Genomic DNA, 24,558 nt, shown 5'->3' on the forward strand with positions numbered 1-24,558 from the left:
TAGTTAAATCATGTACAGTAAATACATGGCTTTCATTTTATACAAAAGAATTCAGCATGAATGGTGTAAAAGACAAAAACATACTAAAAGAAACATTATCGTTGAATAATTAGCAACGGGCATGAAAAGTTGATTTTGTAACAAAGAAATCAAGTGAAGATGAAATTGAGAATTTGCACTAAAAAAATGATAAAGTAATCTAATTGTTCTTCTGTAAAGTAGCTATATGTATCATATACATTAGATTAAATTATTCAATGTACCACATAGTGCCATTGAACACCTATTTTTAGTGAGTAGAAGAACCTACTACATATAGTAGTAGGCTTTCCTGTTCATGAATGTATAAGATATCCAAATTTAGTTGTTAAATTTTAACTATATAAGCGTTTATTTAAAGTATTATTACTATAAAAAAATATAACGTTTACATAATGTTGGTAATAGGTAGAAAAATCTTATTAGTATCAATAAGTTTAAAATGTCGTAACTTATTTTCAAACAACATAATTTTTTATAAACATAACGACTTTATTTTAAATCTACAGTAGAAGATTAAATGTTACAGTAAATAGTCCTTTAAAGATTGCTGTAGTGTTCCTTTTGTTATTGCCTTTTGATTGAAATTAATGCCAAGGTGAATCATCTCTCTCACCAGTTCTGGTCTCAATCCGGTAATAACTGACTTACACCCCATCATATTAATTCCATCCAGCACTTTATGAAAATGATCGATAACAACCACTTCCATATCCGTAATACCTGATAAATCCATAATTAATGTATGAATACGGGTTCTTGCGATATCAGTTAGTACCTTTTCTTCAATCGTGTCCATTCGATACGAATCAATGGTTCCTATTAAAGGAAGAATGGCAACGGTAGGACTAATTGGGATAATAGGTACAGATAGATGTTCCACATTTTTTCTTTGCCTATGAATTAATTCGTCTTTAAAATCTGAATAGCTTAGGAAAAATGTATTTAGAAACTGATCAATGTTGTTATTGATTCGTTCCTCTAACTCAAAAAAATCTTCTCTAATACTAGGTAAGTTAAATTCAGATTGATATTCATAAATTGTTTTCCATAAGGATCTTCTTATCGCCTGAACCCATTCAAGTTTAAAAGCTAAAGTAAGCGAATATTGAGCCCAAGCGACCCCTTCCTGTTTAGCAAATACAACAATATCTTGATCATTGTTTTCTAAAATATAAACAACTAATCTTTCAGCATTCTTTAAGAGATCAATATTACCTTGCTTTAGAATATCGTGAATAACCTCTGCAACATTTACGGCTTCTGATAACAACTTCTGTTGAAAATCTTCTCTCTTAGCCTTAACATAGTGAATCATCTCTTGAATATCATTATTGCTATTCCTCATTGAACGTAACCCCTTTCAGAACAACCTTATAATATCCCCCTAATTCTGTATTATAACTCGAATATACAAGATATCGCTAATTCTAACCGGCCCCTATAGTAGAAAAAATCCCGCTTCCTTACGACAACCACTCTTATTGTACCTTTAACAAAGGTTTAACTATATAATTATATATGTATATGAACCTACGAAACTGTTCATCATATTCATGTATTTCCCAAAACGAAAAAACTACTGATTAGGCACAGTAGTTTTCTATTTCTATCTTTCCTTCATAAATTTATATTTTCTTTTTTGCCACCTCTGTACTTTTTCACCACGATAGATGCTATTGGTACACCTACAATAGTGGGTAAAAACCAAAACCACAATTTCGGAAGTTTATTTAATAAAGGGAGCATATCTCCAATGTTAACTAAAAGGGCTGTTACAGCACCGATATAAGAACCCAACATACCTCTAATATGATGATTAAGCCAATTTCCCCACCGTCTTTTACCTGCAAGATAACCATAAATCGCAAAGGAATAAGAAAAAAGAGCTACATAAAACAAATAAGCTATTTCTTCCCATCGTAATATAGATAAAGTAATGGCAGTAATAAATACTCCAACGTAAGAAGCATGGTAGACTTCACCCCATTTTGTATGAATCCCTCTTCTTTTGGGGGCTGACATGGCTAGGAGCCCGAAAAGCAAACATATTATTCCACACACAATGTGAATGATTAAAATTATGTTAAAAATCTCCACAATAACTCCTCCTTATTTTATCGTTAGGAGTAGAAAAAACGGCTATTTATTTGATTTAAACGTACGTTAATCAACTAAAATCATCTTCTCCATATGACTATTATATAACCTTAACATTTTAAAAATTAGTGCATTATCTCATCATTGAGATATGAGATTTATCATATTATTTTTAGTTCGCATAATGCTGTTTATCAGGATCTATCTTTATATAGGCAAAAGGCATTTAAGAAACATCTTAAATGCCTTTTGCAATCTTCATGTTATTTTTACTTATCGATGATAATAGTATCAGCGTTTTTATCTTCAAAACAGAGATTTATCGTTCTTTGTTTAGCTCTAGTCCTATGAACAGTTCCAGCTGGAATAAGTATTGTATCATTTGGTTTTAAAACAACGGTATCCTTATCTTTGAGATCAATTAACAATTCACCTTCTAAAACCATAAATAGTTCATCTGAATTAGAATGATAATGCCATTCGTATTCACCTGAAAAAACGGCAATACGAAGACAGTGATTATTGACATCAGACACGGCAAAATTCACATGTTGATCTTTAATATCCTTTGTAATCTCCAGAAGATTGATCTTTTCCAAATCTATTTTTTCTATCATCTTAATTCTCCTTTGATTTTTAAGGGGATTCTAATATAATAAACTATGTTGTGTAACTATAGTTTATTTGGAATTTCTGCAAAGGCTCTAACTGGAAAAGTCCCAAAGTCTTTGATTTTTGGGGAAACAGCATAAAATAAAAAGTTTTCAGTTGAAATTTGTTTTAAGTTGCATAAATGTTCAACGATGAAAATTTCTTTCCCTAATAAAGTGGTATGTACAGGACGATCTTTACCTGACGTATTATCTATATTCACAGAATCAATCCCAACTAAAGCAGCTTTTTTATCCACTAAATATTGTGCAGCTTTCTCCGTTAAATATGGATGATTTTCAAAGTATTGATCTGTATTCCAGTATTGGTCCCAACCTGTGTGAATAAGGACGGCTTTTCCTTCAATATCAAGGTCATAAAACACGTCTTCATTAATCTCTTTTTTATTTTTATCAATATGAATGGTAACTCCTTCTAGACCAGCCATCTTATCAATTGGTATTTCCGATAGATCTTTGCCATTAGCATACCTATGAAATGGAACATCAATATAAGTTCCTGTATTAGACACCATTTCTATTTTTCCAATTTGAAATTCTGTTCCTTCTCCATAATGTTTTCGGGATTCTTCTCGACTTAAATAATCACAAATGATTGGAGCAGGAAGCCCTTTATAAGTTATAATGCCATCTTGAATCGTATGGCTCAAATCAATATATTTTTTTCTCTTCATATTATAATCACACTCTCCTTTTATATTAATAAAAGCGGTTTACATATGGAAATTTTATCATATTTTTCTTTTTAGAATGTATATTATATAAACCTAGGTTACATAAAACTTTTCAAGGAAGTAACAAAAGCACAAACCCGTGATTAACAACAAGTTTGTGCTGTTTCTTTTCCTTAATGTATACTTTTGTGGACGGTAATTAAATTGAAAAGTTCGAATATTATTTTTGAGATTCTGTACATAAAGATATACAGAGAAGAAAATTACTATCTCCTCGTCTTCATTTTAGCGCGAGAGGTTTTTTAGATGTTTAATGGCAAGAGACAGAAATTCTTCCCCTCCAAAACTACCTGATTTCAAAACTATTAGCATATGGCGTCCGATGGCTAATCCTGATGGTAAACCTGTTTCAATCTCTTTCAACACATAGTTTCCCTTTATGTCCAACTTTCTACTGACTGTTCCAGCAGTATCTCCACCTGCTACAATGAGTCTTTTTAAATCAACTTGATCTACAATAACCTTTGTGATATCTGAGATTGCGGCAGATACCATCTTGCTAATTGAAAGAGGGTCAATTTCTAATTTTTTGCCCATCTCCTTAGTCTCTAAGATAATGTCTTTATTGTTGTCGGCCATGATTAAAACATCTTCTCCTTGAATTAACAGCTTTTGAGATTCTAGGGAAACACGCATAACTTCTTTATCATATTCAACAGGTGAAAATACTTTTCTAGAGTCAAAAACTTTATAAGGGACTCCAGAAGAAATAAGGTGTGCTGTTTGCGCTCTTGTTTGAGGAGTTAAACTTCCTGAAACAACAAGTACTCCATTTTGATCTTCAATGTTTAAATCGGTCACTAAGTTATGTGTAGATCTTTTCCCTAAAAATTTAGGCAACTCTTCGGCTATAGCTGAACTTCCACCTAAAATTTTGTAATCATGGATTGCTTCAGCTACAATAGTTAAATCTGATTGAGTTTCGCTATCAATAATACAATAATTGAAATGCTTTCTTATTTCTTCAATTGTCCGTCGTAAAACTGTTGCTCCTTGTCTTACAATAGATAAATCTACAAATGTCACTTTTCTAAGGGTTTGCTTTTGTAAAATGGATACTAAATCTGACTCCTTCATAGGATGCACAGGATCATTAGCAAATGCTGAATATTCTAATGGCTGTCCATAAACAGTATGCATTCCTCCTATTGTTGTTCTCCCATTCTTCGGGAAAGCTAAACTAATAACAGCAAATTCCTCACCGAGCGCATCTAGCATAGCATCAAACTCTTTGCCAATATTTCCACGGAAAACTGAACATGTCTTCTTGAAAAACATAGAACATCCTGTCTCTTGTAATTTCTCTGTAGCTCCATACACTTTTTGATAGCTTAAATTATCCAAGTCTAACCGACTATCTGTATCTACAATAACGACATCAGCATCCCCTTTAACATTCATTTCTTCCTCAAATATTTGAACTTTAGCTTTGTATCCCTTATTACTAAACATAATTCCTATATCGTTTGCTCCAGTGGTATCATCAGCTACCACTCCTATTATTTGTCCCATTACTATCCCTCTTTTCTATCTTTCATTTATTACTAGGCTTAATAGAATGATTCACTGTCTTTCTTGGTTTATAAAAGGACTCATTTAAAAAACTTTGTACAGTTTTCTGTGGAATTAAGCTAAGTTTAATCCCTGATTCTTTTGCTTTTAAAATCATATGACATGCCATCTCTAAAGTTTGTAGTCTCATTTGAGCTTCTAATAAAGACTCATCCAATACTACTACCCCATGATTTTTCATAATGATGATATTGGCGTTGGATGCTTGAGCAGTTACAGCCTCAGCTAATTCTTGTGAACCAGGGTGAAAATAGTCTACGTAAGCAATATCCTCTAGATAATACATCGTTTCTACAAATAATTTAGAAATAATGGCTTCATTACTACAAGAAAACAAAGTCGTATAAAATGGCGATGAATGTAAGACTGCGTTTATGTCTTCACGCTTCTGATAAATTCCGAGATGCATGGGTGTTTCTTTGGAGGCTTTCCTCTCACTGTAATTCTGACCTGTAGAAATATTAAACTTTACAAAATCATCTTCCGATAGATTAGCCATATATGTTCCGGAGGCCGTGATAAGCATTTCATCAGGATCAGTCCTAACGCTTATATTTCCTGATGTTCCCCATGCTAGCTGATTTGAGATAAGATACTTTCCTGTATTCATTAATTGCTGTTTGTAATTCATGAAAAAACTCCTTTTATGAGATAAACTTTTAGATGGAACACCTTCAACAATTTATTAGTTGTTTGATTTTACAGTTATACTACTGTTCATGTAGATGACATATTATCATGATGCAATTGAAATAGCTCCTGTAATTAAGGCAAACACGATTAACATGAGGGATAAAATAATAACTGGAATAAGCGCATAACGTTGAAATGCTCCTAAATCTCTCCTGATAAGCTCTAATAATACCCACAGCGGGGCAGAAGTTGGACCCATAGAATGTAAAGGCTGCCCAATTACTCCTGCCCTTGCTATTTCGATAGGATTTATTCCATATTCAGAAGCCGATTGAGCCAGAACAGGCAAGGCACCAAAGAAGAATGCATCGTTTGACATAAGAAAGCTTAATGGCAGACTAATTAATCCAACAATAATGGTGAAGAAAGGCCCTAAGGATTCTGGAACAATTTGGAGTAAATCAGATGCCATTGAATCTACCATTTTTGTTTCAGATAATATCCCTGTGAAAATTCCAGCTCCTAACACTAACATGACAACTGGCACAGCATGACTAGCATTTTCTTTAATCACGCTTTTTTGTTCTGCAAGATTAGGATGATTAACAGAAAGAGCGATTACAAAACCTATAATAAATAAAATAGGAAGAGGTGCTAGACCCAAGATTAGGGCTATCATAAGAGCAAGCGTTAATAAAAAGTTAAACCAAATTAACTTAACATTTTTAGGAGGATTGTCTGCAACAGTTGCGGCCATTTCATTGTTGCTCTCCATACTTTTATTGACTCTTTCTAAATGTATAATTCCAATCCTTTTTCTCTCCATTCTCCCCATTACATATGCGGTTAGAATAATCCAGGCTGCACCAAATAGAATGGTAGGAATTAACGGTGTAAAGTACTCTGTAGAATCCAGTCCTAAGACACTTATTGCCCTTGTTGCAGCTCCTCCCTACGGTGTCATTCCTGAAACAGTACCTAAAGACATAACAGATATCGTAGCTAATACGAGTGGATTAATACCTATTTTTTTATAAATTGGTAACAAGGCAGAGCAGATAATCATGTAGCTTGTCGTTCCATCCCCATCTAAAGCCACTAATAATGCTAAAATGGCGGTTCCTATTCCAATCCTTACAGGATCACCTTTAGCTAGTTGTAATATCTTTCTAGAAATCGGATCAAATAAACCTGCATTCATCATAATTCCAAAATATAAAACGGCAAATAAGAGAAGTATAGCTGTAGGTGCGACTATCTGGATTCCTTCTAGCATCATAGAACCTAGATTTTTACCAAATCCTCCTATTACAGCAAATATGAATGTCAATTCTCCCCAAACGTTTATAAGCCTGATCAACCATGGAGTAAATTTGGTTAACATTTTGGATATCAGCTATCAGATAAGAGCAATTAGGATTAAATTCAATAAGTTCGCCCGTTGTTTTTTGCAAGTCTTCTTCGTTTCTGCCCGTAATAATCACGTCTGCGCCTAGTTGAACGAAAGCAAGTGCTATATCCTTCCCAATCCCCTTGCTTCCACCTACTACGAGGACTTTTTTTCCTTTAAGTTCAGAAAAATAGTTCATTTCCTTCCCCCCCATTTTGATAGACTGAGAATTTAAGGTGTATTGTTATGTTGTGGCTAAGGATGGAGATTCTACTGTTCCATATGCTTCCTCATAGATGTTCTTAATTTCTTTAACGGTTAACCATCTAGGATTATTATTAAGCAGTCGATCAATTTTCTTGCTTTTTCTGCTAGATTTGAGATATCTTCAGCTGTAACTCCTACATCTTTCTTTGAGGCTTGTTGGAATTCCTACATCCTGAGCTAACTTAGCCATGGCTTGAGCAGCACAATCTGCAGCTTTACTAAGAATCTCTGCACGGCGGTAAGCCGGCATTTTTTTCATTGTTTTATGGAAAACCTGATGTGCGGATTCAATCGCCTTTTTAGCATCTTCTTTTGAAGCTAAACTTACTTTCCCTACTACTTCTCCGCTAAAAGAGTTAATAACTTCCATTGTTTTTTCCTGTTCCTGCGTAACGGGTTTTCCCTCTATAAGTGAAGTAACTTTCATTAATTCAGTATTTATCATAAAACTATCTCCCTTTTCGATATTTCATTGACAATTGCTTTTACACTTATTTGTGGACTTGTTAGGATAGGTGTTGTCACACCGTCTATACTTTTCAAAGCTCTTGCCATACTAAATTGAGCAAAAAGAATAACGTCACAATCTCCACTCAGCTCTTTTACCTTTTCATGGATTAGTTCATCATGCTTGGCAGTGTTTCGATTCTGTAAGGCTTGGAATGCTTGTGGGATAACCTCTGTTTTGACAGAAATCTCTTTTCTCTTTTCACAAGATATCTTTTCTAATAATTTTGTTGTTGTTGGACCAGCTGCCTCTACGGTAGCGATAACCCCTATTCGATGTCCTATCTCTATTGCACGCTCTAACATACTTAAATCTGCGCTTAGTACGGGTACGTCGAATAAATGGCTAATTTCTTCCACGGCAGGAGTAAAAGATGAGCACGTTAGTAAAACACCATCTACGTCACTTTGTACCGCTTTTTCTACCAAATTTAATAAGCGTCTTTTCATATCTTTTGTGACAATGCCTGTTTCGTTTAATTCCACTATAAGACTTTCATCCATGAAATTTATTAATCTAACTTGAGGTTCATAAACTTCAAAAGCCTCTAAGATAGGCTGAACTGAGTTCATTGTGGCATGGACGAGCCCAATTTTATAATCTTTACTTGCCAACTTATTACCTCCTAACCAATTGTTGAATTCACTTTCAAAAGGTTTCCAAGAAAATAAAGTCTCTAAACTTTTTCTGAATACACCTGAAAATAAAAGTTGTAGTAGTGATAAAACAAATGTATTACAATGATAGAAATTAATAAAATATTAAATTCCTATCAAAATCAATCGAAAAAATTAATTACAGAAAAGAGGCTTACTCATGGATAAAAAGGATTGGCGGATTTTAGAGGCCGTTTATGCAGAGAAAAACATTACAAAAGCTGCTGAGCGTCTATATATTTCTCAGCCTACTCTCACATACCGTTTGCAACAAATTGAAAAAGAATTTAATATTAAACTTTTCTATCGAGGAAGAAGAGGAGTTGATTTTACGGATCAAGGAGAAATGTTAGTGAACTATGCTAAAGATATGCTAAAGCAAAGACAAAAAATAGAAGAATTACTTTGGAACTCAGGTAACGAAATACGTGGAACTTTACGATTAAGCGTTTCAAGAACATTCGCCTTCTATCGATTACCGCAAATCTTAAAAGCTTTTAATGAGAAGTTTCCTAAAGTTGAATTTAATGTTAATACGGGGGTAAATATTGAGGTCCTTCACTCTATATATCAACAAGATTCACATATTGGAATTGTAAGAGGCGAGCATAGTTGGCCAGGTAAAGTTGTGACATTAATGCAAGAGAACATCGCCATTTTATCTTCAAAAAAGGTTAATTTAGAGGGCCTCCCGTCTATGCGTAGAATTAGCTACAAAACGGATCCCACCTTAGAAATGGTCATTGATAATTGGTGGAAAGATAACTTTTCTACTCCGCCTATTAGTCATATGAATGTTGACAATGTAGAAATAGCTAAAAGAATGGTTTTTAATGGATTAGGTTATTGTATTGCTCCAAGTATTGTACTAGAGGACAATGATGAGCTATACAAAATTCCCCTTAAAGATTCGAAGGAATCCCCAATAATATGGAATACACGTATCCTATATAGGGAAGAACTTCTAGAATTAGAGATGGTAAAAGAGTTTGTTCACTTTATTCAAGAGTACCATCAATATTAAATTCCTCTCTAAGTCTATTTTATGTAGAAGATAATTACTAGTTTAAGTTCGGTGTAGTATTTAGTATATACCTAATATTTTGAAATATAGAGAGCCTGCTTTTTTATTAACTTAGTTTATAAGATTCCAAATATCCCTCTATTTATTTTTAGGTTCACCTACGTAACTGATTTAATGGTTCTTTCTTAATACACTATATTTTGCATTAAAGTTCTCTCTTTAACATTAGGGATTAAAAATTTCTATTTATAAACATAAAAAAATAATATTTTATTAATTTCTATCTTCGTATTACATTAATAGTATAAAGTTCAAGTTATTACAGGACTATTAAATTACCCTACTATATAGTGAAAGGATTGTTAAAAAATGACCACTTATCGTTTGGGAGTGCTAGCTGGAGATGGAATTGGCCCTGAAATTGTAAGCGCTACAGTTGAAGCGTTTAAAACAGCCGCAGATAAGGTTGGAGTAAATATTGATTGGATTGATTTACCGATGGGATGGGAAGGAATAAAACAATATAATGACCCCCTTCCAGAATTCACTACAAATGCTTTGAAGGATACTCATGGATGGATACTTGGTCCTCATGATTCCGCTGCTTATCCACTAGAACATAAAGTGAAACTTAATCCAAGCGGTGCCCTTCGTCATACGCTCGATTTATTTGCTAACATCCGCCCTGCTAAAACAATGCCAGGGATTAAAAGCGTAGTAGGAGAAGCTGACTTAGTTATCTTCCGTGAAAATACAGAAGGTTTTTATGCCGATCGAAACATGTTTGCGGGACATGGAGAATGGCAAATTACGGAAGACGTTGTTGTGACTTCAGGTGTCTTCACAAGAAAAGCTGTGGAACGAATTGCTCATGCCGCCTTTAAAATGGCGATGAAGCGTCGTAAAAAAGTAACCATCGTTCATAAAGCCAATGTTCTTCGATTAAGTACAGGGTTATTTTTAAACGTTTGTCGTGAGGTCGCAAAACAATATCCTGAAGTCACTGTAGATGATTACCATATCGATGCAATGGCCGCTCATTTAGTACGTCGAGCGAAAGACTTTGATGTGATTGTAACAGAAAATATGTATGGAGATATTCTTTCAGACCTAGCAGGTGAACTTGTTGGAAGTCTCGGATTAGCTCCTTCCATTAATGCAAACGCAACTGTAGCTATGGCCCAAGCAGCCCACGGTTCTGCCCCGGATATTGCGGGTTTAAATATAGGAAATCCAACAGGGATGATGCTTTCAACTGTCATGTTAATGGAATGGCTCGCTGAACGGCATAATGATAACAATCTTGAAGAAATAGGTAAATTGGTTGAGCAAAGTCTTTATCAATCACTTAAAGATGGAATTAAAACGAAAGATTTAGGAGGCAATGCTTCGACTTCAGAATTTGCAAAGGCTATCTCAGAAAGAATTAACCAAATCTTTGTAAATTAATATAATCCCTGTCTGATTTAAAAGTTAATTTTCAAATCAGACAGGGATTTCTATTTATGTATGGCCACTGACTACTGAGGGTTCTGATTTATATTTTTGTCATCTATTTTTTAATTACCATAATGTTCGTTATCCATATTAAAAAACTAATTCTCAGTTTGTATCTGATTTAATTTAATTAAAGCCTCTGTTACTGTTTAATGCTGGTTTAACACTTCTAAAGGGAAGTTTATGATTAACATAATACCTGAATTAAAAAAAATTCAACAAGCAAGATGATAAAACCTATAATAAAGGGTAAAAGAGAAAATTCTTCACCCTCTTCGTCTATAGCAGTTTGGTTCTGAGATATCTGCTCTTCTTTAACCAATTCATCTGGTGTAATAGCATAGATTTTACTCAGTTTAATCAAATTATCCATATCAGGATAATTCTTATTTGTTTCCCATCTGTAAATGGCTCGCCTAGATACATTCATTTGTTGAGCAAGGTTCTCTTGAGACATATTTTTCACTTCTCTTAATTTTTTCAATCGCTTACCCAAAGCCACTTTCATCACCTACCTTTCACTATTACTCTATAACAGATAAGTGAAATTATCTATAAACCCTTTGTAATAGGCATAAATCTTTAGTTAACAAGGTAAATGTTAGATATCAAAGATGTATTTTTAGTTTATAGAGAAACAATTCAAGGAAGCTAAGAAAGCTTAATGCCCTTATAAAGGTAGAGAAATTTGTAAAGTCTGTAAAACCCGATAAACTATTAATGTATTCCCCTATCCTTAATAAATAAGAAAATCCTTTGCAATTTATGGGCAAAGGATTTTTTTTTATTAAGGGCTAGTCATTATAAGTAAATTACCAAGAACCCTCATCATTTACAAATCAATAACATATAATAAATGTTCTTGATTTATACGATATAGAGGATCTATATCTTTATTCATGTATCCTATATCTTTATTAGGTCATCGTTAGAAAAACTTTTCTTGATTCAGTGAGAGCTCTATGAACATTTACTAACGGAAAGGATTGAGAAATTTGGCTAAGTTGTAGAGTGTCATCTCGAATCATTTGTATAAGTTGATGAAAAGTAGCGTGCCATTCCTTTACAGAGATGTTTTTATTCCAATGCCGAAGATGAAAGATATCCGCTTGTGTTTGTGTACGTTCCATAATTTCCCGATAATTCAGAGAAACTCCTGACAGCAACCCAATACTTAAAAGGGTTCCTTTTGGTTGTAAGCAGAAGGCTAGATGAGTTCCTTCTATTCCTCCAATAGAGTCAATAGCAGCTGTAGCTCCTCTTCCCCGTGTTAAATCCATAACAGCTTCCTTTAGAGGTATCTCTTCTGTGTTAATAACATAGGAAGCTCCTATCTCTAACAAGGAGGCTGTGTGTTTATCATTTCGAGTAATAGCAATAAGTCGGAATCCTATAATCTGAGATAATTGGGCAAATATACGCCCTATAGAGGATCCACATGCATTGACAAGGAGGATATCATCCGGTTTAAGCTTTAACACTTGATTACAAATGACCCACGCTGTAATTGGATTAATATATAACTGTGCAGCTATATGATTATGAATATCCTCAGGCAATATAATCGCTAATTTTGCTGGCGATGTCACAAATTCCTGCCAAGTCCCTTGTCCTCTCAAAGGAAGGACTCGTTTGCCAATAAACCATTTCGAAACGGAAGGTCCGACATCCTCTACAATTCCTACCCCTTCATAACCAGGTATGCTTGGCACCGTGATTCGGTTAGCGTATGAACCTGTAATCGGAATAATATCTGATGGATTGATAGGACTCATCTCCATTTTAACTAATAACTCTCCCTCCTGAGGTAATGGAACATCTATTTCCTCTATACGTAAAACATCTGAGGGGTTCCCAAATTCATAATACTTAATACATATACCTTTTAAAGACATCATGTCCCTCCTTGTTAAAATTCTCTATTGAATTGAAAATACTTATCTTAGATTAAGAATATGATATTTTTACTCCAAAGACAAAAATTTAAAAAGAGAAATAATAACATGAGGGAATGTTGAATTAACATACTCAAAGCTATATATTAAAAAAATAAGAAAATGTTTAAAGGGATTATTTTTAACTTTCGTTTGAAGATAATATTATATAGAATGAGTTAGCATAAAATCTATTATCAATAGTATTGGTGAATTAGGAAGCATAGTTGATGATGTTTGGTATTACAAAACTACCGATAGCAAATAATAATAATACAATGATTATAAGTGCGAGAACGTATTTGTCTATAACTAATTCCCCTCCCCAGTACTACTATTAAATATTTATTAAATGTTTAAAATTCTTTTTTATATCCTATACACTCATAGTTAACATAACTTTATTATTGGAAACAAAAAGATGTAATCCTATTGTATAACAGCACGTTTACGCCTTTCCTTTTCCTTTATGTGTATTTTATAGAACCCACTAAGTCATAATTACTACTTTTCTTTCTATGCCTTTTTCATCCTCGAAATTTAATTTGAATAAAAAGCAATTAATCGCTTTTTATCGCATAGCATTCAATATACTTAAAGAGTATCATCGTTTATTCTTCGATTATAACGTGAATTTCCCACCATGATAGCAATAGTAATTTTCAGCTTTAAGATTTTTAATCTTTATCAGAGACTGTTCAGCTTTCTCAACATTTAAACAAAACTGTGGATTAGCAATGACTAATTCATGATTCTCTTTAACAGCTGCATCACCTGTAATTATGCTTTTTAACCTTGGAAAATATAATGAAATATGCCCTGAAGTATGCCCTGGTGTTGCTACTACTCTACATTCATTATCTAAAATCACATCTCCATCATTTACCTTTTTATTAATTAAAACAGGCTTCAAATTCTTTAGTTGTTGTATAAACCATTTACCAAATTCTATATCTTCATTTGACATATTTTCTAGCAGTTCTTCAGCTTGAACCAATCTTTCTGCCTTCAATTCACCACTAATGTATTTTGATTCAATTTCACTAGCTATAATAGTAATCCAAGGATACTTTTCTTTAAATTCATATAAAGAACCTACATGATCATCATCATAGTGAGTAATAATTATATTTTTTAGATTATTCACTCCATATCCATTTTTTAGAATTTCACTTTCGATTAAAGTTAAAAAATTAGTATATCCTGTATCGACCAAGGTTAGTTCCTTATTCACTATAATTAAGCTAGGATAAATATAATTTTTTTGTCTATTAAATTCATATTCAATTGGTAATTCTATTATCTTCATTTTTTCTTCCTCCATTGATTTCTTACTTAATTTTACTATTCACCTTAATAGAATTTTTACATAATCTCATTACTTCACTATGTATAGATTATTCATTTTCAGTTCACATAGTGTTCGCTATAGTTATCAGATAGTCCTGTAATAATCAACTTTACCAAAAGCGGGATGTCTATTAAATAGACATCCCGCTTTTCAGGCACATGCTCTCACTTATTCATTTCTTCCCATTCACTAAAGGAAAGTTTGTTTGTTATATGTCTTAATTGTTCAGGTACTTCTACATAACACATTAACATCTCGAATTGTTACCTTTCCATCATCGCTATTAAGTAACCCAGTAACAATTTTTAATAAGGTACTTTTCCCAGCCCCGTTCGCCCCTAATAAGGCATAAACAAAACCTTGCTTTAAAGTAATATTGACATCTTTTAAGACCTCATTTCCTTTAAAGCTCTTTTTTACATTTTTGATTTCAAGAACAGTTGAGTTCATGGCTCGCTCCTTTATTTAATAGAATTTCTTAATTCATTTCTTAGTTTGTCAATCCAGGTTTCTTCAGGAAACTCAGCTAAGAATGAGTCGGCAAATTCTGCAATATCATTTCCTACTACTTCTCGTATACTTAAACCATCACTGGCACTACTCTCAAACATCTCTAAAATATTGGTTAAAACCTCAAACATACCCGATCCCTTAGCAAAGCTCCACATATAACTTTCAATTGCTTTCATTGCCTTTTTGTATTCTTCAGGTAATTCATTCACTCTTTTTTTATATGCACGATATTCTCGTTTTTCTTGAATCATCTTTTTAAACATCTCTTTGCTCCTTTATTCCATTCATCTTTTCAGCCAAAAATGACCATCTTATCCAGAAATCATTTAATTCTTGTTCTCCTTTGGCATTCAGGGTATAGAATTTTCTCGCAGGGCCAAGCTCAGATTTTTTCTTCTCAATCTCCACAAGCCCTTTTTTCTCTATTCGAACAAGAATGGTATAGACTGTTCCTTCCACAATATCATCAAAACCTAACTCATTTAGATACTTAGTAATTTCATAACCATAGGTTTCTCCTGTTTGAATTTTTTGGAGCACCACACCTTCAAGAACTCCCTTAAGCATTTCCGTTAAATCTTTCATATGTCCTCCTTACAAGCTACTCATCATTACTTAGTACCACTATATAGTATTACAAAGTAGTTAGATGTGTCAAACAAATTTATTCATATTATTTATTTGGGCAGCTTTACTCTTGCTAAGTCTAAGCATTAAGGCAGTTTTTATGAATAATAAAAAAAACCGCTTTCTCACTACAGGAGAAAGCGGTTTTCTCAAATCTGAAAATTTGCTTGATAGAAATTTTCAGACGCATGATTTAGTTCAGTATAAAGTACATCCCTGTAAATATTACCACCTCAAAGTGCAACACTTGATCTCTTAATGAAATAACCTAACTGTCGATTTTAGACATCTTTATTATCTCTCAACAGGCATAGGATTAAATCTCCTCTTCATATATTAAGTGAGAGTGAAAATGGTATATAAAATGAGAAGTCTAAAGGGAGTACAGTGTTGAAACTATTTACTTTTGTTCTTATTATTGGTGTAATCATGTGTTCTAGTATAAGTTTACCTATAATGCTACAACAGAAAGACAACAATTATGGTCAACCAATTAAAAAGAAAACAGGTAAAAATAAAAAAGAAACCCATAAATCATGGGAAATAGTTTGGCATGAAGATTTTCGAAGGTTTGATTCATCAAAATGGACTAAACTTCAACGTAAAGGAAATATCGATGAATTGCAGTTTTATCTGCAAGAAAATGCATTGTATAGAGATGGGAAGCTTTATATAATAGCAAAACAAAAAAAGCACCATGGTCAACAATACACCTCCTCTAGAATTACAACAAAAGAAAAATTTGAAGTTAGATATGGGAAAATTGAAATCATAGCTAAAATCCCGGAAGGTAAAGGGTTATTCCCTGCTTTTTGGATGCTGCCATCAAGTGGAGAAGAATTGCCAGAAATCGACATTTTAGAAGCTATAGGAAGTAATCCATATAAGGTGTATTATGTTAACCACTGGGAAGAAAAAACAAAGTATCGGTCTTATGCTACATTTAAAATTGATAATGTCGCCACTTTTCATAAGTACTCCATTATATGGAATAAGCATTCAATTCATTGGTATGTTGATGGTAAACATATTTTCACTTCTAAACAAGGTATTCCACAAGAACCAATGTTTTTTATTTTAAATTTGGCAGTTGGAGGTACATGGCCAGAAAATCCAAATAAACATACCAAATTCCCTAGTTACTTTATCATTGAAGATTTAAAAGTTTATAAACAGATTAAAATAAAAAGAAAAAAGCCTTCGCGTTCATTTAACCATGATGGCTTTAGAATATAGCATAGAGGTTATTTAAGTTCCATTTGTTTTTAATCGATCTTTCTTCTTGAAACGATTACGAATGAGGGTAACAAGCAGCATTAGCAATGGAATGAAAATATGGAAATAAATAATAATATAACGGGTAAAATAGATACCTTCCTCTGTGTGTTCTGAATAACTGGAGGCCATAGCCATTGACAAAAAGATGATAACAAAAGCAATAGGTAAAATAATCTGCTGATGATTTTTTAATTTGAACAAATCTACGATTCCAATTAGGGCACCATAGAAGAAGATGGATGCTTTGAAAAACACTGTAATCAACAAAGTAAATACAACAATAACATCTAGGCGTTGGATAAATTCAAGAAGATTGATCTTTCCAACCGTTAACAACAAAGGAAAAGTAGATTTTTTCACTTCTTCCACACCAAGGATAGCGATATTTAAACTTGCTGTCCAAGATAAGATAAGCCCGCCTGAAATCAAGGCAGACAACCATACTTTTTTTACTAATCTAGGGCGATTTAAATAAGGAAGTAACGTCATAAAGACAATCAATTGATTAAAAGGAAAATTGCTAGTCTCAAGAAGGGCCGTCGTTAAGATGGGTGTCCACCCGTTTTCCAGAAACGGCTGGACTTTATCTAAATCAATATCGCCTGAAACAAGAGCAAGAAAGTTTCCAGTTACCCCAAATAAAACTAATATAACAATAAATACTTCCGCTGTTCTCCCTACTACTTCAATCCCTAGATAAAGTACATAACACATGGTGAGAACGAATAGGATAATGATGGCTAGTAATGGGGTTTGCGGTAATATCGATGAAAGCAGCAAATCCCCGAAACTACGTATATTGTCGGCAGCATTATACAAAAAGTAGAGAACGTATAACAAGCCAATAATCCACCCTAGGTATTTACCAAATATTTTTCTAGTATGTCCAGTAAGAGGTAAGTTGGGATATTGTCGAAATAAAAAGTAATAAACGAAAAAAAAGACTACTCCTACAAACATTCCTAAAAGAATGGCCAGCCAGACATCTTTTTTCGCATTTATTCCATAACTTGTGACAACTGCAGTCCCCATCTCAAATATAAACATCAAGGCAAATAGCTGAATAACGCTAATTTTAGCTTTCTCCACCGTTTAGGAACTCCCCCCTTTATCCTATTATTTAACCTGCACGCTTGTATATCTTATCTAGTCATTCATCTATCTTCTCCTACTTTCCTATTTTCAATACTTTTACAGATGTGTTGTAATGTGAAATAATTAAATAATAAAAGGATTTCATGAAGAGCAAGAAGGCTTTTTCATCGATCAACCAGATATCTTTAGGTGATTTAGAAGAGGAAAATAATTTGTTAAGAAGCTGATGGAAGAACAAAATCCCGCGAAAAACTTTGCTTTTTAAGCTTTGTACCATTTTTAATTTTATAAATCATAAGAAATATCAAAAGGAAGAACTTGATACCTCTTATAATTTTCTTGGGGAGTGAGAGAAATGAATGCACATGTATTGTTTTATGGTTTGGTGAAGACATGTTTCGTCAAATGAACTACTTCCAGTCATGTATCAGGCAATAGATATATTTAGATATGGTGAAAGAAAATAATGCAGTAACAAAGTATATTTCTAAAAATAAAGATTTACCAACACCAGAATTAAGAAATAGGTTATTTAATCTTTTCCCAACAATAAGATATGGAGATTCACAATACATAGAGCTTATTAATAAAACGAGATAAAAAGAACAACCCCATCACACATACCTACGGTGAAATGGGGTTGTTCTTTTTATCTAAATTATCTTAATACACATCACGCTGATAACGTTTTTCTTTTTTCATAGCCGCTAGCTGTTCTTCGGCATCTTCACGACTCATGTTTCCTTCTTTTTCGATAATGGAAATCAATGCTTCGTGAACATCTTTCGCCATATACTCCTTATCTCCACAAACATAGAAATAAGCTCCATCTTGTAGCCATTGATACAATTCCTTGCTGTTTTCAAGCATTTTATGCTGTACATATACCTTTTGTTCTGTATCACGAGAGAACGCTGTGTCTAACTTTGTAAGTACTCCCTCTTTTTGATACTTCTCTAACTCGTCTTGATAAAGGAAATCTGTTGTTGAATACTGATCACCAAAGAATAACCAAGACTTCCCATTACCTTTATTGACTGCACGCTCCTCAATAAATGAACGGAATGGTGCAATCCCAGTTCCTGGACCAACCATAATGATATTTGTTTCTTCTGATTCTGGCAGATGAAAATGTTTATTTGGTTGAATGAAGATTGGAAGTGTATCCCCTGCTTCTGCACGTTCTGCACATTGAACGGAACAAACTCCTTTTCGGTCCCTGTCGTAAGATGTATAACGTACAACACCAATTGTTAAATGTACTTCATCCGGATTTGCAGCTAAACTGCTCGCAATGGAATAAAGGCGTGGTGGAATTTTTCTTAAAAGAGATACGATTTCTTGGGCAGAAGCCTCCCACGGACCAAAGTCACGTAACATATCAAGTAAATCGCGTCCATAAATATATTCCTTTACCTTACTTACATCTTCAGCATCTAAAAGCGCTTTTAGATCTTCACTTTCTGTAAACTGTGCTGCTTGTTGTAAAATTTTCTTTGTTAGTAACGTAATTTCGAAATAAGTTGTCAACGCTTCCTTCAGTGGAAGTGTATCGCCTTTCTTATTAATCGTTACAACTTGTTCTTCATCCCATTGCATTTCTGTCAGAAGTTCAGCTACTAATTCTTGATCATTTTCTGGTACGATACCTAAAGCATCACCTGGAACATAAGAAAAGCCTGAATCTTTTAAAGATAATTCAATATGTCTTGTTTCTTTATTAGAGCCCTCTTGATTTAAATTAATATTTTTAAGCACCTTTGCTTGAAAGGGGTTTGTTCTTGAATATACTGGCACTTTTTTGTCTCCCTCTGTTTGATCTATAGTAAGTTTCATATTGTTCACCTCACTAAGTTTATCACATAATTATAACATTGAAATAATTCCCTATGTGAAAATAAAACCTAAGTTTCTTAAATTTTTTCTGTCTGATAAATTGAATAAAGCTCTTCCCCCAAAACTCTCAATGTAAGTCGGCAGAAGCTCGTTCAATGAAGAGTAATTATATTAAAAGGATCAGTTATGTAAGACCTTTGCTCATGTGGAGCAAAAGCTTTCTTTATGAGTGTAAAATAACAATAAACCGATTGATAGTCAACCGATTTATTGTTATTCAAACATTTTCTTCTTAAAAAAATCCATAAATACAGACTCTGATTTTCCTTTTAGATATATAAAATCAATACTAATATTAGTCTTTATATCTGGGTCCATTTCTACTCTGAATAATTTATTATGTTCGATCTCTTTTTGCACACAATGTGCAGGCAAAAAACTAATACCTAATCCTTGCAGTACTAGATTTTTAGCAGTTTCCATATTGTCTACTTCTAAATATATATTAGGAGTTATTCCTTTGTTTAAGAATAATCTATGAATGAAAAGCCAATCCATAGAGCCGTAATCAAATAAAATAAGAGGGTGCTCTCCTACGTCTTCTATTGTTACTTTTTCTTTTTTTAAAAATGGATGATTCGGTGGAACAAAAAGGCCTATAGGGTCATTATAAAGACGAATAGATTCAATTTGAGAATGAGCCTCCGTTCTTATAATTCCGAAGTCGACTTCTTTGTTAATGACCTTACGTAGAATATCTTTAGAATGCCCTGTTAAGAGTTTTATTCTAACATCCTTAAATTCAGATTTGAAAGCTGGCAGGATATTTGGCAATACATTGTTTGAAATTGATAAGGCACTCCCAATCACTAACTCATAAGGAATAAAGACTTGTTGTAATCCATATGTTGCTTCTTGATAAGATTGAAGAATTTTCTGAGCATGTGGTAAGAAATACTCCCCTTTTTCCGTTAATGATGTTTTATTCCCGGCTCTATTAAAAAGTTTTATACTCATCTCCCGTTCTAATGACTGGATACGAGCTGTAACAGAAGGCTGAGTTAAATAAAGAGCTTCTGCTGCTTTGTTGAAACTGCCTAGTTGACAAACGTATAGGAAAGCTTCAATGTTTTCAATATTCATTTTCTAATTGCTCCTTATTTATATATAATGGGCGGATATATTTTATTATAACGACTGTCTATTCTTAATATTAACCCCCTCAACACTTTATCAAATCATTGGCATTTTCGATTACAGCTCGAGCTAAAATCTCTGTTGGATCAATAATTACAGAAGCGGAAGAGGATTTAAGAACTAAAGGAATTTCCGTACATCCTGCTATAATGGCTTCTGCTCCTTCTTCAATTAAGCTTCTTGCAATTTCCGAAAGATAAGAACTACCCTGTTCTAACTCCCCTCCTTTAATGGCATAAATCCCTTTCATGACTTCCCTTTGCATTCGCATAGTTGGTTCGATAACTTCTACCTTATAATGATAGCAACTATGTTGGTACAGTTTTGTATTGATGGTTCCATCAGTAGCTAATAATCCTACTTTTTTAAAATGACGTTTCTTTAAAAACTTAGCCGTTTCTAATGGCATATGCAAAATAGGGATACTAACAGCACTTTCTACTGATTTAACAAAGAAATGAGCTGTGTTGCACGCTACTACAAGAAAGTCTGCCCCTGCAGACTCTAAACGGTGTGCAGATTCAATCATAAAAGGAGTAGGATCTGTTCCTTTTCCTAAAATAGCTGTTGTTCGATCAGGTATTTGAGGGAAATTATCTGTTATAAGGTGAAGATGATCTTGGTCTTTCTCAGCAGGGGTAAACAAGATTATTTTTTGCATTAAGTCAACCGTTGCTAATGGACCCATTCCACCCATAATTCCTACTACTTTCTTCACTATATTCACCACTTTTATGTTATTTTGAATCTTGTATTTCCAATAAGTGAAACTATTTTCTTTATTATAGTTTTAGTTTCAAGGTGTGAATTATAGAAATAATCTATATAGTAATAGAAACTGTATATTGATAGAATTTTTAAAAGTATGCTGAAAATAAAAAAATTACCGATATGTACTGTATAACATCAATTTACTTAACGTGAATTCCAGGAAATGAAAAGGATAGATCTCAAATAACGATGGTTTTTGAGTTAGTTGATATACTAACTGTTTGGTAGGAAGCTTGTTCAGCCGTTAAAAAACCGCTGTTCAACTTTTATAAAATATAAAGCAGATTTATAGACATGAACAAGGTGGATCTATTATATTTCAAGTCAGATACATTCTAATCCTAAGGAGGAATTGGATGAAAGAAGTGACAGAATTAATTTCATTGGATTCAATAGATAATTTTATAAACAATCACAAGTTAAGTTTCTTATATATCTCAAAACCAGAATGCGTAGTATGTTATGCTGTTCTGCCACAACTAAGAGTATTGTTAGAGCAGTTTCCAAGTATCAAATTGGGTTATATAAACGCTAACAATGTAGAAGAGGTTGCTAGCAAATTTTCCGTTTTTACTGTTCCAGTACTTCTTTTGTTTATTGAAGGAACTGAATTTGTAAGAGAAGCTCGTTTCGTCCATTTTGAACAGTTGGAACAAAAATTAAAAAGAATCTATCAGTTATACAAAGATTAATTTATGAATTTTGCGTATGGATCTCTTTACATAAAAATAGCGCCCAATTAATTGGGCGCTATTTTTATGTAAAAAGTCATTTTAATTATTTAAACAATCGTTTCGATCCTAATAGCACTCAATATTTATTTGAATAATGAAATAAACCATCTTTATTCAAATAAAAAAGGACATTCCTTATATGCCCTGTTCCCTTGTATCAGCCCCACCTACGCTAAATACTGTGACAGCCACTCATGCCATCCTGCCTACTCTTAGTATAATTGAAAGCAGTTACAAATTAAAAAGTTATTTAACTTTTATATTTTTGAAATGTATATCCTATTCCTTCTTAATCAACATTAGTAATCTAAAAGGAAACTCCTCACTATCTAGGATGTGGGGAACTTTCCTTTAGATGAATAAATTTATCACTATGTGATTATACATCCCTTAATTATGTAAAAAGGATTTTATTGAATTGTAATTTTCATTAAAGATTATCTATGAGTCGGGAAAATCGTGAATATAGTTGCAGTTGCTCCTATCCTTTTGGCTTTGCCCCTCTGCATTGAAAGCTAATCTCTTTCTATTATCCTACTTAGCGTTTCATAACCAGTGTTGAGGGTATTGTCGTTTGGAAAATAGATTATTATAAAAAATTGAAATAAAAATCAATAGTAGGACCCCTAAGAAAATAGGAACTAGAAATCCCCACCCTGTTTGATTGTTCACTACAACCAGTGCGCTAGCTGCTGCAGGAGGATGAAGAGTGTTAGTAAGAGCCATTAAGATTAACACAATAACTAATACTATCCCTATAGAGAACAAACTTTTACCTAGTAAACTCCAAATAATAAGGGCAGAAGTAGTAGAAAGTAAGTGTCCTCCTATCACATTTCGTGGTTGAGACCACGCACCTTTATGAGCCTCAAATATGAGTATACAGCTGGCTCCTAAAGGTGCTATTGCCATAGGGTAGCTTAAATGAAGAGTCATAAAACTAATGATAATAATAGCGATAAGTACACCTGTAGCTGAAACAATAGAATCCCTATAGTTAATTTTAATTTTCCCTCTACTCTCTCCCTTCATTTTTCTTAAATATGTGTTTACCCCTATACTTACCCCATTACTTACATTCTTTTCAAGTTTCTTTTCCATCATAATATCCTGCTGTCCTTTCTACTTCTTTTATAAATACTATGTTAGACTTTCTGTCATTTAGAGTTATTCTATATGAAAACTCTGAATATTTAAAGATATATTCCAAATAAATCTTTTACAAACTTAAAAAATTAGGTTAATAAAGAGTTTTTCAAAAGAGGAAACAGCAAGACTTTTAAGAAAAGTGATAAGTTGTTGAGTTGATTTTGACCGATTTCAATAACTTTTACCCTTCTTCTCTTTTAGCTGATACATATCTTATATCTCTCTTCTAAAATACTAAACAATCTAATCTCTTTTTAGAGTGGTGCATTTATTACAATTAAAGATGATTTGCAGAGCTCCCCTCCGGCCTATTCTCCATATATCTTTAACGTAGACAAACGATAGATGAATTTGTTAGACCGTTTTTATAATCTAAAGTCATATATTGATGTAAACCTTTCTGTAACAAAATCCCATATTATAATGTCCCTTCCTATTAACATAAAATAAATTATTGACAAAAATACGCTTGAATCAAATGATTCAAGCGTATTAAAACATTAACTATAGATTACTTAACATTTGTAGCACCTTTATTTCTCAAATTCTTTCCTTTGTAAAAAGAATTAACTATGAATATAAATGTACCTAGAAACCAGCCTACAATAGGAGAATACTCAAACACATTTTTTAAGGCCATGCCTAAAGAAATAGAGGCTAACCCTAACATTAACAAAAGGATAGTAATACCTTGTTGTTTTTGCATATACGCCACCTCTCTCCAACTAAATTTCACCACAAAATAACGTTTTACAATATAAGTGACTGCTTTACATAATGTGAGTTATCGAAATCCTGTAAAAAAGAATACTTCTTTCTAAAAGAGTTCGTTTCAGTAATTTTTATCTATTAAGGGTTTCCTTTTCACGAAAAATCGTATAAAATTCTAGAATCTATAGCTCACACCGCAAAAAGATATCTTTAAATTTTTTACACATCGTTTAATGATTAGATTCTTGATGGAAAGTATAATTACTTCAAT

The 24,558-nt window shown here is 33.1% G+C and carries 25 protein-coding genes and 3 pseudogenes; 6 read left to right on the plus strand and 22 right to left on the minus strand.

Annotated features, from left to right (window positions below):
• Positions 1-20: 20 nt before the first annotated feature.
• Positions 21-110, plus strand: a pseudogene (locus tag B9N79_RS26535) (HAD family hydrolase); the annotation flags it as partial.
• A 452-nt stretch (positions 111-562) separates the two neighbouring features.
• Here B9N79_RS26535 and B9N79_RS11515 read toward each other — a convergent pair.
• From B9N79_RS11515 to B9N79_RS11560, 10 genes and pseudogenes are all read right to left on the minus strand, one after another.
• Complete coding sequence (locus B9N79_RS11515) at positions 563-1,387, minus strand: STAS domain-containing protein (RefSeq protein ID WP_046217407.1); 825 nt, start codon at positions 1,385-1,387, stop codon at positions 563-565.
• A 272-nt stretch (positions 1,388-1,659) separates the two neighbouring features.
• Positions 1,660-2,139 carry a DUF2306 domain-containing protein gene (locus B9N79_RS11520; protein WP_046217408.1) on the minus strand — a complete coding sequence of 160 codons (480 nt, stop codon included), beginning with the start codon at positions 2,137-2,139 and terminating at the stop codon, positions 1,660-1,662.
• Positions 2,140-2,408: 269 nt separating this feature from the next.
• Positions 2,409-2,738, minus strand: coding sequence for a cupin domain-containing protein (locus B9N79_RS11525; RefSeq protein ID WP_026009694.1), 330 nt, complete (start codon positions 2,736-2,738; stop codon positions 2,409-2,411).
• 74 nt (positions 2,739-2,812) lie between these two features.
• Positions 2,813-3,484, minus strand: coding sequence for a cyclase family protein (locus B9N79_RS11530; protein WP_046217409.1), 672 nt, complete (start codon positions 3,482-3,484; stop codon positions 2,813-2,815).
• 285 nt (positions 3,485-3,769) lie between these two features.
• Positions 3,770-5,056, minus strand: a complete 1,287-nt coding sequence (locus B9N79_RS11535) for a four-carbon acid sugar kinase family protein (protein WP_046217410.1) — start codon at positions 5,054-5,056, stop codon at positions 3,770-3,772.
• Between the two features lie 22 nt (positions 5,057-5,078).
• A complete protein-coding gene (locus B9N79_RS11540) occupies positions 5,079-5,747 on the minus strand; it encodes a class II aldolase/adducin family protein (protein WP_040057459.1) in 669 nt (222 codons plus the stop codon).
• A gap of 105 nt (positions 5,748-5,852) precedes the next feature.
• Positions 5,853-7,133: pseudogene (locus B9N79_RS11545) on the minus strand (CitMHS family transporter).
• The gene (locus tag B9N79_RS11550; RefSeq protein WP_239695471.1) at positions 7,042-7,338 is read right to left on the minus strand and encodes an SDR family NAD(P)-dependent oxidoreductase; all 297 of its coding nucleotides are present in this window, start codon (positions 7,336-7,338) and stop codon (positions 7,042-7,044) included. Before B9N79_RS11550 ends, B9N79_RS11545 begins: the two are co-directional and overlap by 92 nt.
• Positions 7,339-7,527: 189 nt before the next feature.
• The gene (locus B9N79_RS26395; protein WP_040057456.1) at positions 7,528-7,851 is read right to left on the minus strand and encodes an aldehyde dehydrogenase family protein; all 324 of its coding nucleotides are present in this window, start codon (positions 7,849-7,851) and stop codon (positions 7,528-7,530) included.
• Positions 7,848-8,528 (minus strand): aspartate/glutamate racemase family protein, encoded by a 681-nt coding sequence (locus B9N79_RS11560; RefSeq protein WP_040057455.1) that lies wholly within the window; start codon positions 8,526-8,528, stop codon positions 7,848-7,850. The genes B9N79_RS26395 and B9N79_RS11560 overlap by 4 nt, the downstream gene beginning before the upstream one ends.
• A gap of 202 nt (positions 8,529-8,730) precedes the next feature.
• Between B9N79_RS11560 and B9N79_RS11565 the strand changes: the two genes are divergently transcribed.
• Positions 8,731-9,594: a LysR family transcriptional regulator gene (locus B9N79_RS11565; protein WP_046217411.1), complete on the plus strand. Its 864-nt coding sequence runs from the start codon at positions 8,731-8,733 to the stop codon at positions 9,592-9,594.
• Between the two features lie 369 nt (positions 9,595-9,963).
• Positions 9,964-11,043 (plus strand): isocitrate/isopropylmalate dehydrogenase family protein, encoded by a 1,080-nt coding sequence (locus B9N79_RS11570; RefSeq protein ID WP_040057453.1) that lies wholly within the window; start codon positions 9,964-9,966, stop codon positions 11,041-11,043.
• 235 nt (positions 11,044-11,278) lie between these two features.
• On the opposite strand, the gene B9N79_RS11575 is transcribed toward B9N79_RS11570, so the two are convergent.
• The 6 genes from B9N79_RS11575 to B9N79_RS11600 form a co-directional block, all read right to left on the minus strand.
• Entirely contained in the window at positions 11,279-11,593 is a 315-nt protein-coding gene (locus tag B9N79_RS11575; protein WP_040057452.1) for a helix-turn-helix domain-containing protein, read from the minus strand.
• 415 nt (positions 11,594-12,008) lie between these two features.
• Positions 12,009-12,986: a zinc-dependent alcohol dehydrogenase family protein gene (locus tag B9N79_RS11580; protein ID WP_040057451.1), complete on the minus strand. Its 978-nt coding sequence runs from the start codon at positions 12,984-12,986 to the stop codon at positions 12,009-12,011.
• A gap of 661 nt (positions 12,987-13,647) precedes the next feature.
• Positions 13,648-14,334, minus strand: a complete 687-nt coding sequence (locus tag B9N79_RS11585) for an MBL fold metallo-hydrolase (RefSeq protein WP_040057450.1) — start codon at positions 14,332-14,334, stop codon at positions 13,648-13,650.
• Positions 14,335-14,601: 267 nt separating this feature from the next.
• Positions 14,602-14,826: an ATP-binding cassette domain-containing protein gene (locus B9N79_RS11590; protein WP_052264256.1), complete on the minus strand. Its 225-nt coding sequence runs from the start codon at positions 14,824-14,826 to the stop codon at positions 14,602-14,604.
• An 11-nt stretch (positions 14,827-14,837) separates the two neighbouring features.
• Positions 14,838-15,152 carry a DUF1048 domain-containing protein gene (locus tag B9N79_RS11595; RefSeq protein ID WP_019394122.1) on the minus strand — a complete coding sequence of 105 codons (315 nt, stop codon included), beginning with the start codon at positions 15,150-15,152 and terminating at the stop codon, positions 14,838-14,840.
• On the minus strand, positions 15,145-15,474 hold the full coding sequence (locus B9N79_RS11600) for a PadR family transcriptional regulator (RefSeq protein ID WP_019394121.1): 330 nt from the start codon (positions 15,472-15,474) through the stop codon (positions 15,145-15,147). Before B9N79_RS11600 ends, B9N79_RS11595 begins: the two co-directional genes overlap by 8 nt.
• Positions 15,475-15,906: 432 nt before the next feature.
• Here B9N79_RS11600 and B9N79_RS11605 point away from each other — a divergent pair, with 432 nt between their 5' ends.
• Positions 15,907-16,752: a glycoside hydrolase family 16 protein gene (locus B9N79_RS11605; protein WP_052264255.1), complete on the plus strand. Its 846-nt coding sequence runs from the start codon at positions 15,907-15,909 to the stop codon at positions 16,750-16,752.
• A 12-nt stretch (positions 16,753-16,764) separates the two neighbouring features.
• Here B9N79_RS11605 and B9N79_RS11610 read toward each other — a convergent pair whose 3' ends face one another.
• On the minus strand, positions 16,765-17,883 hold the full coding sequence (locus tag B9N79_RS11610; protein ID WP_046217413.1) for a GerAB/ArcD/ProY family transporter: 1,119 nt from the start codon (positions 17,881-17,883) through the stop codon (positions 16,765-16,767).
• A 407-nt stretch (positions 17,884-18,290) separates the two neighbouring features.
• On the opposite strand from B9N79_RS11610, the pseudogene B9N79_RS11615 reads away from it, so the two are divergent.
• Positions 18,291-18,489: pseudogene (locus B9N79_RS11615) on the plus strand (AraC family transcriptional regulator); the annotation flags it as partial.
• Between the two features lie 63 nt (positions 18,490-18,552).
• Here the strand turns inward: B9N79_RS11615 and B9N79_RS11620 are convergent.
• From B9N79_RS11620 to cuyB, 3 genes are all read right to left on the minus strand, one after another.
• Positions 18,553-19,725 (minus strand): sulfite reductase subunit alpha, encoded by a 1,173-nt coding sequence (locus B9N79_RS11620; protein ID WP_052264254.1) that lies wholly within the window; start codon positions 19,723-19,725, stop codon positions 18,553-18,555.
• Positions 19,726-19,998: 273 nt separating this feature from the next.
• Positions 19,999-20,868 (minus strand): LysR family transcriptional regulator, encoded by an 870-nt coding sequence (locus B9N79_RS11625; RefSeq protein ID WP_040057448.1) that lies wholly within the window; start codon positions 20,866-20,868, stop codon positions 19,999-20,001.
• A 79-nt stretch (positions 20,869-20,947) separates the two neighbouring features.
• Complete coding sequence (gene cuyB / locus B9N79_RS11630) at positions 20,948-21,640, minus strand: cysteate racemase (protein WP_082023577.1); 693 nt, start codon at positions 21,638-21,640, stop codon at positions 20,948-20,950.
• Positions 21,641-22,049: 409 nt separating this feature from the next.
• Between cuyB and B9N79_RS11635 the strand changes: the two genes are divergently transcribed.
• Positions 22,050-22,385 (plus strand): thioredoxin family protein, encoded by a 336-nt coding sequence (locus B9N79_RS11635; protein WP_040057447.1) that lies wholly within the window; start codon positions 22,050-22,052, stop codon positions 22,383-22,385.
• A 588-nt stretch (positions 22,386-22,973) separates the two neighbouring features.
• Here B9N79_RS11635 and B9N79_RS11640 read toward each other — a convergent pair.
• The gene (locus B9N79_RS11640; protein ID WP_040057446.1) at positions 22,974-23,528 is read right to left on the minus strand and encodes an HPP family protein; all 555 of its coding nucleotides are present in this window, start codon (positions 23,526-23,528) and stop codon (positions 22,974-22,976) included.
• Positions 23,529-24,087: 559 nt separating this feature from the next.
• A complete protein-coding gene (locus B9N79_RS11645) occupies positions 24,088-24,282 on the minus strand; it encodes a hypothetical protein (protein ID WP_040057445.1) in 195 nt (64 codons plus the stop codon).
• Positions 24,283-24,558: the final 276 nt, after the last annotated feature.

Source organism: Priestia filamentosa (assembly GCF_900177535.1).
Taxonomy (GTDB): domain Bacteria; phylum Bacillota; class Bacilli; order Bacillales; family Bacillaceae_H; genus Bacillus_I; species Bacillus_I filamentosa.